This window comes from Pseudomonas mercuritolerans, from assembly GCF_025706525.1.
In the GTDB taxonomy this organism is placed as follows: Bacteria; Pseudomonadota; Gammaproteobacteria; order Pseudomonadales; family Pseudomonadaceae; genus Aquipseudomonas; species Aquipseudomonas mercuritolerans.
On the sequence record NZ_JAMSHA010000006.1, the window covers coordinates 40,373 to 52,125 of the forward strand.

Consider the following 11,753-nt stretch of genomic DNA (forward strand, 5'->3'; position numbering starts at 1 on the left):
CTGTGTATCAGTCGCCACATGCGGTGACTGACACAGCGCATTCGCGAGCAGGCTCGCTCCGACATTTGTTTTTGGTCTTAAGTTCGATTTGTATCGAGTTAATTGGCGTTCAGACAGAGAGATTCTTTCTTTACAGCTTTTAAAACCGATATTTATCGGCTATAAAGTTGCCATTGCTCCGGCATGGCGATCTCTTGTCCGGTGCGCGCGTTTTCGTTTCGGTCGAATTCTTCGCCCGTCAAAGCACTAGCCCGGAGATGATTCATGAGCCGTATCGTTACCGTCGCCGCCACGCAGATGGCCTGTTCGTGGGACCTGGAAGCCAACCTCGAAACCGCTGAAAGACTGGTCCGCGAAGCCGCCGCCGAAGGCGCACAGATCATCCTCATCCAGGAACTGTTCGAGGCACCGTACTTCTGCCAGAAGCCGAATCCGGATTACCTGCAACTGGCTACAACCGTTGAAGAAAACGTCGCCATCAAGCATTTCCAGAAAATCGCCAAAGAGCTGCAAGTGGTGCTGCCGATCAGCTTCTACGAACTGGCCGGGCGTGCACGCTTCAACAGCATCGCGATCATCGACGCTGACGGCAGCAACCTCGGGATTTATCGTAAAAGCCACATCCCCGACGGCCCCGGCTATCACGAGAAGTATTACTTCAACCCGGGCGACACCGGCTTCAAGGTATGGAACACCCGATACGCAAAAATCGGCGTCGGCATCTGCTGGGACCAGTGGTTTCCGGAAGCGGCGCGCAGCATGGCCCTGCAAGGCGCGGAAATTCTTTTTTATCCGACCGCGATCGGCAGCGAGCCGCATGACAAGACCATCTCTTCACGCGATCACTGGCAGCGGGTGCAGCAGGGCCATGCCGGCGCCAACCTGATGCCGCTGATTGCCAGCAACCGGATTGGCAATGAAGAGCAGGACGGCTACGACATCACCTTCTACGGCTCTTCTTTCATCGCCAACCAATTCGGCGAAAAAGTGCAGGAGCTGAATAAAACCGAAGAAGGTATTCTTGTGCACACGTTCAACCTCGACGAGCTGGAACATATTCGCAGCGCGTGGGGTTCATTCCGCGACCGCCGGCCGAATCTGTACGGCGCGTTGAAAACCCTCGACGGTTCCCTGGAGTCCTGATGACCACATTGAAAAGTACCCCACGCGCCGATGGCTTCTACATGCCGGCCGAGTGGGCGCCGCAAACCCAGACCTGGATGATCTGGCCTGAGCGCCCGGACAACTGGCGTCTGGGCGGCAAACCGGCGCAGGCTGCGCACGCCGCGGTGGCCAAGGCCATCGCCCGTTTCGAACCGGTGACCGTTGCGGTCTCCGCCGGCCAATACGAAAACGCCCGCGCGCGCCTCGATGTGCCGAATATCCGCGTGGTGGAAATGTCCAGTGACGACGCCTGGGTTCGCGACAGCGGCCCGACCTTCGTCATCAACAACCGTGGCGAAGTGCGCGGCGTGAACTGGGATTTCAACGCTTGGGGCGGTTTCGATGGCGGTCTGTATGCGCCGTGGAACCGTGATTCGCAGGTCGGCGGCAAGATCCTCGAGATCGAACGCAGCCCGCGCTACCGCACCGAAGGTTTTGTGCTCGAAGGCGGTTCGATTCATGTCGATGGCGAAGGCACGCTGATCACCACCGAAGAATGCCTGCTCAACCGCAATCGCAACCCGCACCTGAGCCGCGAAGAAATCGAAGCGGTGCTCAGCGACAACCTGTCCGTGGACAAGATCATCTGGCTGCCGGATGGCTTGTTCAACGATGAAACCGACGGCCATGTGGATAACTTCTGTTGCTACGTGCGCCCGGGCGAAGTGCTGCTGGCATGGACCGACGATCCGCAGGATCCGAACTACCCACGCTGTCAGGCCGCGATGCAAGTGCTGCAAAGCAGCACCGATGCCAAGGGCCGCCCGTTCACGGTGCATAAAATGCCGATTCCGGGGCCGCTGTACGCGACCGAAGAAGAGTGTGCCGGCGTCGATGCGGTGGACGGTTCGCAAGAGCGCAATCCGTCCGTGCGCCTGGCCGGTTCCTACGTGAACTTCCTGATCGTCAACGGCGGCATCATCGCGCCGAGCTTCGACGACCCGATGGATGCCCCGGCCAGGGAAATCCTGCAGAAGTTGTTTCCGCATCATGAAGTAGTGATGGTGCCGGGCCGCGAACTGTTACTGGGTGGCGGCAATATTCACTGCCTTACCCAACAGCAGCCAGCGCCGCACAAAGAGTGAGTTGAGTCGTAACAGCTTGAGTTGTTTAGCAAAACAGCGAGGCAATGATTAGCTCGCTACGCATGAAAGCAAGCCCGCAGCCCGTCAGGACCGCGGGCTTGTTTGTATCCGCCGGTCGACATTCGGGTCGCCTTGGCATAGCTCTTGTATTGCTCCTGGTGCACTAGGGAGGGCGGGGAACTTCAACAGTTCTGTCACAAACCTTGGATAACGTAGCCGCTCACGAACGGGGAGAGAGCGCTGAAATGAACGCCGAAGTGAACGTAATCAGCGAGCGGACTGTGCATCCCATGGCCGTCAACGGCGAATCGCTCCAGCTTGTCGCGCACTGGTTGAAGTCCAATGGAACGCGTCAGATCAGACAACCTGATCCGCGCCGGATGATGATCGAGCGTTACCCCGCTGGCCTGTTCAGCGAGGCCGAGCTGGAAGCCTTGTGGGATGTGATGGAAGGATAAGAACAATAGGGATTGGTAAAAGCGCTGCCGGGATGGTGGCGCTTTTTTTGCCTGATTTTTATCCTCAGGTATTCAAAGGTGGGAGCGAGCCTGCTCGCGAAGACGTCAGCCCTGCCAATGACTTCATCGAATGATCCACCGATTTCGCGAGCAGGCTCGCTCCTAAAATTCAGAACTCCCTGCTTAACCTCATTTTTCTGCAATAGCCCAGCAAGAAAATTACGTTTCTTAGACGTTTTTCGCCTATTTAAAGACGATTCTTGAAATTGACACACTGTTCAGGGCGCAGCTACGATTCGGCCCAACGCCTGTGGCTAACCGCCATGACTCAAAACAAGGAGCAGGCCCGCCATGACGTTCTCGTTGGCGGGTCTTTTTGTTTCGGGGTGAATACAAGAGTGCAAAAGCGCCGTTTCAGCCGTTCGACACAGCGCGTTTCAACCCGTAATAAGGAAAACAAAATGTTGAACAAGCGAATCAGTCTGATCGCACTGGGGATGTTGAGTGCTACACAGGCCATGGCTAACGACCAGGCCGAATCCAAGGGTTTCGTTGAAGACAGCAGCCTGAAAGTGCTGCTGCGCAACGCCTACATCAATCGTGATTACAAAGACGGTAACAAGGACAAGGCCGAATGGGGCCAAGCGGCCATCGGTACCTTCTCGTCGGGCTTCACCCAAGGCACCGTCGGTGTCGGCGTGGACGCTTTCGGTCTGTACGCATTGCGCCTGGACGGCGGCAAGGGCCGTAGCGGCGCCGGCGGCATCGATTTTTTCAGACAGGAAAATGATGGTCGCGCGAACCACGACATCGCCAAGGGCGGTGCTGCGGTCAAGTTCCGAGTGTCCAATACCGTACTGACCTATGGCGACCAGATGCCGGCCCTGCCGGTGCTGAGCTACGACAACGTGCGTCTGCTGCCGGAAAGCTATACCGGTACCTTGATCACTTCCCGTGAAATCCAAGGCCTGGAATTGAACGCCGGTCGTTTCACCGCCGAGTCGCGCAAGAGCGATGAGGGCCGTGACAGCGGCGGTCTGAAGTCGATCAACGTGTTGGGCGGCAGCTATCAGTTCACCGAACATTTCAAAGGCGCGCTGTACGCCTCCGACGTTGAAGACGTCTTGAAGAAACAGTACGTGAACGCCAACTACGTGATTCCGTTCAACAAGGATCAGTCCCTGACCCTGGATTTCAACGGCTATCGCACCAAGCTGGACAGCTCGTACGTGCGCGAAAACACCGTGCCGGGCGAAAGCATCGTCACCGGTCGCGACAACAAGATCTGGAGCCTGGCAGCCACCTTCGCCACCGGCCCGCACTCGTTCACCGTGGCGCACCAGCGTTCCACTGGCGACAGCAACCTGGGTTATGCCTACGGCGGCTATCAGAAAGACCAGGGTCGTGTCGGCGACGGTGGTAACTCTATCTACCTGGCCAACTCCTACTGGTCTGACTTCAACGCCGAAGACGAACGCAGCTGGCAGCTGGGCTATGGCCTGGACTTTGGTTCGTTCGGCGTTCCAGGTCTGAGCTACAACTTCGCTTACGTGCGCGGCGACAACATCACCACGTCCACCAGCGAAGGCGGCACCGAGCGCGAAATCTTCAACCAGTTCAAGTACGTCGTGCAAAGTGGCCCGGCCAAAGACCTGAGCGTGAAGTTGCGCAGTTCGATCCTGCGCGTGTCGCAGAAATCCAGCGAGTACAACGTCAGCGGTAACGAGTTGCGCGTATTCGTGGACTACCCGATCAACATCTTCTGATGATCGATCCGCTGTAAGAGAAATGAGAAAACCCCGATTCGGTCGGGGTTTTTTTTCGACGGTTTTTCAGTGAAAACCGGAAATAACCGGTGTTCTTGTCATGTAAAAGTCGTTTTTCAAGGGCTGCAGATTCCGTTTCAAGCAGAGCTTCAAATGCCTGAAATTCTTTCTCATGGACGCAAATTCTCCACCCCATAGATTAGGGCGTTCAACGCAGCGGAGAATTTGGTAATGATCGTTTTGAACAGAGAAGTGGGCGAATCGCTACGGCGCGACAAGTTTGTCAACGTCCAGGGTGGTGACTTCAATCTCTACGGTCATTTTGCCGACTTCGTCAGACTGACCAAAAGTTGGGAAAACATGGAGCCTGACAGCTACTACGGTCAGGCCGAAGCCGGCATGCGTTACCGTCGTTACAGCGACTTTGAATACAACCCGAAAACCCGCGAGCTCAAGCAACTGGAGCATCGCCCCTATGTGCAATCGAAAGAGAACAACGCTTACGTCGGTGGCGTGGTGCGGCACTTTCAAGACTTTTCCGAGGAAGTGATCTCTTCACCGGTGATGCGCAGCCTGATCGACACTGATTTCGAAGTGTACAAAAGTGTGCTGCCGGAAGAGTTGCACGATGAAATCTGGCAGTGCCAGATCCATCAGATCCGCATCGAGATCAAACCCGGCAAACAGCTGGAAATCACCCCTGAAGGTATTCACTGCGACGGCTATCCGTTCAGCGGCGTGCACTTCTGGGGGCGCAATAACGTCGAGGGTGCGGAGAGCCGTTTGTACGACACCCACAAGCAACAACTGGCGGCGACCACCTACGAGGAAATTCTCGACACCACCTACTTCCTCGATCGCGACATGCGCCACTACGTGACCCCGGCGCGCAATACCCACACCCATGCCATGGCGTACCGGCAGATTCTGGCGATTTCCTTCTCGCGGCCCGGGACCGCTTTCGACATTGTTCGCTAATCAGATCACCCCAATCGACGGCGTCGAATGCTCGACGCCGGTGGTACTGCGCCGCGCCACCGCCAAGGATGCGCAACGCATGGAGCGCTTCTTCCGCCAGTTCGACGAAGTGTCGTTCTGCGAATGGCAGGACGCCAAGTGCCTGCGCGGCGTGTTGATCCAGAAAACCACCACGGCGTATCTGGCTTTCGATGTGGATGGCGAGATCGTCGGCGCGGTGCTCGGCGGCATGCTCGGCAGTCGCGGCACGATCAACCATCTGGCCGTAAGCCCGCGTTACCGCAGCCAGGGCGTTGGCCAGCGTTTGGTCGAAGCAGCGTCGTCCGACATGAAACGGGTCGGGGTGTTGCGGATGTTTCTGTTCGTCGACGATGCTAACCTCGCGGGCAAGCGATTCTGGACCGCCCAGGGTTTTTGCGAGCCTCACGGCGAACGAACATTTGAGAGGGATCTATGAATGAAAGGTCCGGCAGCGCGCCGCTGATGGCGACTCATCAGCCGTCGCGCACGTTTGCCGAAGCCAGCCCGGTGGTCGCCGGGTACTTCACCGTGTCGTTTGTCTTCGGGCTGATGGCGGTCAACGCCGGCCTGCCGATGTGGCTGCCGGTGGCGATGTGCTTGTTCGTCTATGCCGGCGCCTCGCAGTTCGCCGCGCTGGCGCTGATCTCCAGCGGCGCGTCGCTGACCACCATTGTGCTGACTACTTTCCTGATCAATGCGCGGCACATGCTGATGTCGGTGTACATGGCCAAGGCCCTGCGCGCCCTGGGCTTGAGCCGCATGGAGCGTTGGGCTTACGCCGGTGGCCTGACCGATGAGTCCTTCGCCTTTCATAGCGTCAAGCTCGGCACGGGCGCCCCGGTCAACGTGCGTTACCTGATCGGCTTCAACCTGTTCTGCCACACCTCTTGGGTGCTCGGCGGTTTGCTTGGCGCGGTCTGCGCGCAGTACGCGGCGCACTTGATCAAATATCAGCTCGATTATGCGCTGACGGCGATGATGCTTTACGTGCTGGTCTCGCTGTGCAACACGCGCAACAAACTGATTGCCGCCGCTGCCGCCGTGGTCTGCATGGGTGCGCTGAGCCTGATCGGCAGTTCGCCCTTCAACGTATTTATCGCCACGTTTGTGGGCTGCGGAGTGGGTGTATGCCTGACCAAACGTTCCTGATTCTGGTGGTGGTGCTGATGATGGCGGTGACCTTCCTGCCGCGCGCCTTGCCGCTGCAGATCAACACCGAACACTGGCCGCCGTTCGTGGCGCGCGCACTGGAATATCTGCCGGTGGCGATCGTCGCTGCGATCAGCCTCACGCCCCTGTTGATCAAGGACCGGCAGATTCAGCTCGATCGCCCGGAATTCTATGCCGCGATTCCGACGTTGCTATGTGCGTATTTCAGCAAAAACCTCTTTCTCAGTGTGGCGGTGGGGACGGCTGCGTACATTGCGCTCGGCTCGTTCATGTAGCGCCAGATCAACGACATCGTTCAGCGCCTGGTGGGACAACTCCGGATTGTTCACCGCCAGGCGCACTTCGAGGAAATCCTCGAAACCGGGGAAAATCGTCAGACCGTTCTTCTGAGCCGCTTCACGCGAGACCATACCCACCGCGTCCATCTGCGTGATCAACGACAGCGTCAGGGTTTCGCTGCACGAATAAACCATGCGTTGGCCGTTCTCGTGATTGCCCAGCCCGGCGTCGAGAAAACGCAGGAAGCTGTGGGAATACGGACAATCTTCCGCAGGACGCACCTGAAACTTGTTGCCCAGCAACGTCAGCGGATCGTTCTCCTGACCGCAATGCGCACCGACCACCTGCACCTGCACCTCCGGCAGGACGATGCTCGGCAGCCCCGGCCGCTGCGGGCCGATCAGCACGGCAAGGTCGAAATCTTCGTTCCTCAGCTTGCTGAGGTTTTCCATCGACTCGGCGTAGCTGAATTCCATCTGGTAGTCGGGAAACACCTCGATCAGCCGTCCGATCATCCGCCGGTTGAAGTCAGGTGACAGGGTGTTGTTCAACGCCACCTTCAACGTCCGCTGCCCGGGTACCTTCAGCGCCTCGACCTTTTCTTCCATCTGTCGAGTGGCGATCAGCACTTTGTCGATGTAGGGCGTGAGCTCCGTGCCTTGTGGCGTCAGCGTCAGGCCCTTGTTGGAACGGCGAAACAAGCGGAAACCGAACTGCTCTTCGACCTTGTTCAACTGTGCGGCCAACGCCTGCACGGTCAGGCACGAATGCTCGGCTGCGGCCGACAACGAGCCGGTCTGCACGATGCGCATGAGGTTGCGTAAGGTTCTGCTATCCATGGGTAATGCCCTCTGAAGTGGGCTGGGTATTGTTGTTTACGAAACGACCGAAACGGCGCCATATGCCGGCTATATTCCTGCACCTGAGCATAGTTGTCGCGGATTTAGTAGCGAATTGATTTCCCCGCCGATGGCTGGAGGCTGACAGAGGATCGGGGTTTTTGGTGAAGTGGGGGTGATGAAGGTCAAAAAATTGCGTGGTTTTGGTGCGCGGGGAGATTCTTTTCGAAGAGAAACAGCTTACATCTCCCTAGCTTTTTGCCCGCGTCATACGCAGATAGGTCTCGGGTAAAGTAACGATTTAGCTGATAGCGCCCAACAGTCAAAGGAGTTGAAATGGATGTCTGGCATGCGAGCCATGGTGGTAGATAACCACCTATCAACTTCGCGTTGACCGACGAAAATCACTCCGAACACAATGCAGAGGTAGCGCTGATGTAGCTACAAAACCACGATGAGGTAATTGAAATGGCTGCACTACTGAAAACTACCGATGTGCGCTGCCGCATTGATGAGGATTTGAAAGCGCGTGCCACTGAAGTCTTGAACGCTTGCGGGCTGAGCATTAGTGACGCCATGCGACTTTTTCTGCGACAGGTTGTTGCTACTCAGGGGCTTCCCTTCGAGGTGCGAGTTCCATCGGAAAAGACGGCCCGCGCAATGATGGAAGCACGAGAAATCCGTCAGCGTTTCGACTCGATAGACGACATGCTGAGGAATGCTGATGGCGAAACAGGAGAAAACACAAAAACGCGCTGATCGACCTAAACAGTGTGCACAGACTTCTGAATTCAAGAAGTCTTGGGATCGTTATAACCGTGCCGGAAAGCGAGATATGAACGACGTTCGGAAGGTGATGGCAATGTTGTTCCTGGGGCAGCAGTTACCGGCAGAATATCTGGATCATGCGCTGACTGGAGTTGGTCTGGATTCCGCGAGTGTCATATTGGTGGCGATTTTCTGATGGTTTACTAGAACACACGTCCAGACCTGATCACGTTCGTGGATTTAGGGAGTCATTCAGAACTGTTTCAATAGCGCAGAAATACATAAGCCGGCTTAACTCGGGCTTCTTTGCGTTTGATTGTTACGATTCGTTCGTTTGTGTATCAAAACACTAAAAAATTACAGTTATGTACTAGTCTTCAGCTAAGACAAAAAATCAGGAGGCGTCTATGCCTACCTCATCCCCAGTTCTCACCCCACACGAACAACTCGACGCCCCCGAAGCCGGCCGCGTTGCGTTGAAGTTCTTCTTCAGCCTCATGGAGCATTGGGGCTGTAGCGCTGAGCAACAACGCACCCTGCTCGGTGGAGTCGGCAACACCACATTCTATAAATACAAACACCTGCCAAACATACGCCTGCCCCACGACACCCTTGAGCGCATCTCTTATCTGATGGGCATCCACAAGGCGTTGAGCATCATCTTCAGCAATAGCCGCGAGCGCACCTACCAGTGGGTCAGCAGCCCGAACACCGCGGCACCGTTCAATGGCAAAACCGCGCTGGATTACATGCTGGCGGGCCGGGTGGTCGATATCGCGGATGTGCGCCGCTACCTCGACGGAGTCCGCGGTTGAAAACTCCGCAGCTGGTCGATGTGCCATGGCCACGCGCCTATCGCATCGTCAACAGCAGCTTCCCGCCGATCGCGCTGTTTGAAGACGTCCTCGACCCCGAGGACCTCGAAGTTGCCTACGCCATCGAAGCGCTGACCAATGATCGCCTGATCGAACAGGCCGGCGTCCTTGCCCGCGTACGTCCCGAAGATCGCCTGTCCGGCCCCGGTTCCAGCCCAGTGATGGCCGCGTTCACTCACGTCGGCAAACGCAGCCGTTTCAGTGACGGCACCTTCGGCGTCTATTACGCCGCCAGCAGCCAGAGTGCGGCCATCGCTGAAACCTGTTTTCATCAGGAACGCTTCCTGGCGGCAACACAGGAAGCTGATCTCGAACTGACCATGCGCACTTACGTCAATCAGGTGGTCAAACCGCTGCACGATGTTCGCCATGGCTTTGATCATCTGCATCAGCCTGATCCTGAGGCCTATGGCCCATCACAGCTGTTCGCGCGGCAACTGCGCGACGCCGAGTCGTGGGGCTTGCTCTATAGCAGCGTGCGGTTGCCTGGGCATGAATGCGTTGCGGCGTTTCGTCCGCCGGCGGTATCGATTCCGAAGCAGGGCAAGCACTTGCGCTATGTCTGGAGCGCAAGTGAGGGCAGAATTTCGTTTGTGTTCGAGGTCAGTCAGGTCTGAATTATCGCTTTGACTTCGTCGAGTGTTTTGCCCGGAATGACGCTGGAAGGAATTCGCGAAGAGGGCGACAAGTTGTAAACGGCAAACTCTTTGCCGACGACTTTGTCGGACATGAGTTTCAGAGATGGAAGAATTCTGGAATGAAAATGCTGATCCAGGCCGCACGGCGAGATAGAGCTTCCATCAGTCTCGTAAAAGCGCCCGGCGGACTGGTTCATGTCCGCTCCCACCAAAATCACCCTTGAAAAACCTGCGTGATAAGCAATTTGGAGCGCGAGATACAGCACTGTGCGGGCATCAAAAAAACCATGGGCCAGGTTTTTGCTGAATCCGATACTGCGGTTTCGACTACCCCAAACAGCTCGATTACGTACCAGATCCTTGTTGTTGCGCAGTAGCCATTCAGTCAAGGTTGGTTTGGGCGCTTTCTTGAGCAAATAGAGATCACCTGTCGGCTCAACAATCAGTTCCTGAGCCTGGTTAGCCCACACCGCTACACGCTGACTAGTGCGCATCGCATAGGCAAACAGTTCAGGTTGTTGTAGCGAAAAACTGGTATCGGTGCATGCGTAGAAAAACGGCTTTATGCCTGTTCCCATGAACATGGATATCGCACCGTTCACCGTAATCATCGGGATGTCGGCAAACTGTTCGATGGGAAAATCTTTCGCGGAGCTGCCCGAAACGATGATGAATGCAGCGCCGTGAGCGATATTTCGGCAGTCAGCAAAGTCGCTGACGTGGAGGGGACGTGGGGAGGCATTTGGCGTTCTTGATGTCGAGTTCATCGATGGTCTCTAGGTCCATGTCATGCATTCAGTCCGTTGTGCTGACGTGATGAAGCGAGATGACTCTTCCACAGCGCCGCGCTTTGTAAGTGAGTGTTGCGCTCGGCGTTAGTTCCAGTTGGCTGCTGGGCAGCCGATGCGTTGGCCAAGAACGCTCCAGTGGCTGGCGGGTTATCTGGATAGATGCAGGAGGGAAGACGGGCATGTTTTCGGCAGGCCTGAAACGCAAAAAGCCCTCGCATCAACGAGGGCTTCATATGAAGGTTTACATCAATGGTTTGTCTGGCGGCGCATCCATTACTTTCACCACATCATCGATCAGTGCCTTGCTTGGCTCGTGCAGATACTGCGAGGCATAAGCATGAAGATGAGGATCGCGCGCGACTGAAACAACAAATTTCCCAAGGCTTGCTCCATGCATTTCGTCTGTCCCTACTAACGTTTATGGTGTGGCTGGTGATGTCGTGCCTGGTAGTGGAGGTATGCGCAAGGTGCGCTGCACTTGCAGCGGCATGGTAAGCGAGGCGGTATACGCATCATTTATTACAACACGCTTGCTGAAGACCCGATTTGGTTGCTCATTGCCTACACCAAGGCAAAGCTCGACAACTTGCCCGTAGCCTTCCTCAAGCAACTGAAGGAGGAAATCAGCGATGGTCGCTGAACTGGAGCAATTCCAGCAGGACTTGCTGGAATCTGTACGTCAGATGAAGGCCGGAAAGGCCGCGCGCGTAACACAGGTGCCGCTCTCTGCGGCAGCAGAAGCACGCGCCAAGGTGGGGGTTTCACAAACTGCGTTCGCCAAACTGATCGGTGTCAGTCTGCGGACCTTGCAGGATTGGGAGCAGGGGCGCAGGCAGCCGATGGGTGCAGAGCAGACTCTCTTGCGGGTGGCAAGTCAGCATCCTGAGGCGTTGCGGGATTTGCATATTGCTTGATACCACT

15 protein-coding genes and 2 pseudogenes are annotated in these 11,753 nt (G+C 56.4%); 14 read left to right on the forward strand and 3 right to left on the reverse strand.

What is annotated here, in order from left to right; translation table 11 throughout:
- Positions 1 to 264 precede the first annotated feature (264 nt).
- From aguB to ND528_RS17635, 8 genes are all read left to right on the forward strand, one after another.
- The gene (aguB, locus tag ND528_RS17600; RefSeq protein WP_263470808.1) at positions 265 to 1,143 is read left to right on the forward strand and encodes an N-carbamoylputrescine amidase; all 879 of its coding nucleotides are present in this window, start codon (positions 265 to 267) and stop codon (positions 1,141 to 1,143) included.
- Positions 1,143 to 2,249, forward strand: a complete 1,107-nt coding sequence (gene aguA / locus ND528_RS17605) for an agmatine deiminase (RefSeq protein ID WP_212615059.1) — start codon at positions 1,143 to 1,145, stop codon at positions 2,247 to 2,249. The genes aguB and aguA overlap by 1 nt, the downstream gene beginning before the upstream one ends.
- A gap of 245 nt (positions 2,250 to 2,494) precedes the next feature.
- Positions 2,495 to 2,707, forward strand: a complete 213-nt coding sequence (locus tag ND528_RS17610) for a hypothetical protein (RefSeq protein ID WP_016772156.1) — start codon at positions 2,495 to 2,497, stop codon at positions 2,705 to 2,707.
- Between the two features lie 461 nt (positions 2,708 to 3,168).
- The gene (locus ND528_RS17615; RefSeq protein WP_122751817.1) at positions 3,169 to 4,473 is read left to right on the forward strand and encodes an OprD family porin; all 1,305 of its coding nucleotides are present in this window, start codon (positions 3,169 to 3,171) and stop codon (positions 4,471 to 4,473) included.
- 231 nt (positions 4,474 to 4,704) lie between these two features.
- Positions 4,705 to 5,451 (forward strand): 2OG-Fe dioxygenase family protein, encoded by a 747-nt coding sequence (locus ND528_RS17620; RefSeq protein ID WP_130912516.1) that lies wholly within the window; start codon positions 4,705 to 4,707, stop codon positions 5,449 to 5,451.
- Positions 5,452 to 5,530: 79 nt separating this feature from the next.
- Positions 5,531 to 5,908 (forward strand): GNAT family N-acetyltransferase, encoded by a 378-nt coding sequence (locus ND528_RS17625; protein WP_042608609.1) that lies wholly within the window; start codon positions 5,531 to 5,533, stop codon positions 5,906 to 5,908.
- The gene (locus tag ND528_RS17630) at positions 5,905 to 6,621 is read left to right on the forward strand and encodes an AzlC family ABC transporter permease (protein ID WP_016772152.1); all 717 of its coding nucleotides are present in this window, start codon (positions 5,905 to 5,907) and stop codon (positions 6,619 to 6,621) included. The genes ND528_RS17625 and ND528_RS17630 overlap by 4 nt, the downstream gene beginning before the upstream one ends.
- Positions 6,600 to 6,917: an AzlD domain-containing protein gene (locus tag ND528_RS17635; protein ID WP_024011198.1), complete on the forward strand. Its 318-nt coding sequence runs from the start codon at positions 6,600 to 6,602 to the stop codon at positions 6,915 to 6,917. The genes ND528_RS17630 and ND528_RS17635 overlap by 22 nt, the downstream gene beginning before the upstream one ends.
- On the opposite strand, the gene ND528_RS17640 is transcribed toward ND528_RS17635, so the two are convergent.
- A complete protein-coding gene (locus ND528_RS17640; RefSeq protein ID WP_263470809.1) occupies positions 6,834 to 7,760 on the reverse strand; it encodes a LysR family transcriptional regulator in 927 nt (308 codons plus the stop codon). The two genes, ND528_RS17635 and ND528_RS17640, sit on opposite strands and share 84 nt — an antisense overlap.
- A gap of 468 nt (positions 7,761 to 8,228) precedes the next feature.
- Between ND528_RS17640 and ND528_RS17645 the strand changes: the two genes are divergently transcribed.
- From ND528_RS17645 to ND528_RS17660, 4 genes and pseudogenes are all read left to right on the forward strand, one after another.
- The gene (locus ND528_RS17645) at positions 8,229 to 8,519 is read left to right on the forward strand and encodes a type II toxin-antitoxin system RelB/DinJ family antitoxin (RefSeq protein WP_125917396.1); all 291 of its coding nucleotides are present in this window, start codon (positions 8,229 to 8,231) and stop codon (positions 8,517 to 8,519) included.
- A pseudogene (locus ND528_RS17650) lies at positions 8,485 to 8,798 on the forward strand (type II toxin-antitoxin system YafQ family toxin). Before ND528_RS17645 ends, ND528_RS17650 begins: the two are co-directional and overlap by 35 nt.
- Before the next feature lie 137 nt (positions 8,799 to 8,935).
- Positions 8,936 to 9,343: an MbcA/ParS/Xre antitoxin family protein gene (locus tag ND528_RS17655; RefSeq protein WP_137215079.1), complete on the forward strand. Its 408-nt coding sequence runs from the start codon at positions 8,936 to 8,938 to the stop codon at positions 9,341 to 9,343.
- On the forward strand, positions 9,340 to 10,020 hold the full coding sequence (locus ND528_RS17660; RefSeq protein ID WP_263470810.1) for an RES family NAD+ phosphorylase: 681 nt from the start codon (positions 9,340 to 9,342) through the stop codon (positions 10,018 to 10,020). Before ND528_RS17655 ends, ND528_RS17660 begins: the two co-directional genes overlap by 4 nt.
- On the opposite strand, the gene ND528_RS17665 is transcribed toward ND528_RS17660, so the two are convergent.
- Both ND528_RS17665 and ND528_RS17670 read right to left on the reverse strand, forming a co-directional pair.
- The gene (locus ND528_RS17665; RefSeq protein ID WP_263470811.1) at positions 10,011 to 10,808 is read right to left on the reverse strand and encodes a lipopolysaccharide biosynthesis protein; all 798 of its coding nucleotides are present in this window, start codon (positions 10,806 to 10,808) and stop codon (positions 10,011 to 10,013) included. The two genes, ND528_RS17660 and ND528_RS17665, sit on opposite strands and share 10 nt — an antisense overlap.
- Before the next feature lie 265 nt (positions 10,809 to 11,073).
- The gene (locus tag ND528_RS17670) at positions 11,074 to 11,229 is read right to left on the reverse strand and encodes a DUF3077 domain-containing protein (protein WP_263470812.1); all 156 of its coding nucleotides are present in this window, start codon (positions 11,227 to 11,229) and stop codon (positions 11,074 to 11,076) included.
- Between the two features lie 28 nt (positions 11,230 to 11,257).
- Here ND528_RS17670 and ND528_RS17675 point away from each other — a divergent pair.
- Positions 11,258 to 11,472: pseudogene (locus ND528_RS17675) on the forward strand (transcriptional regulator); the annotation flags it as partial.
- Positions 11,462 to 11,746 carry a helix-turn-helix domain-containing protein gene (locus ND528_RS17680; protein WP_263470814.1) on the forward strand — a complete coding sequence of 95 codons (285 nt, stop codon included), beginning with the start codon at positions 11,462 to 11,464 and terminating at the stop codon, positions 11,744 to 11,746. The pseudogene ND528_RS17675 and the gene ND528_RS17680, both read left to right, overlap by 11 nt.
- Positions 11,747 to 11,753: the final 7 nt, after the last annotated feature.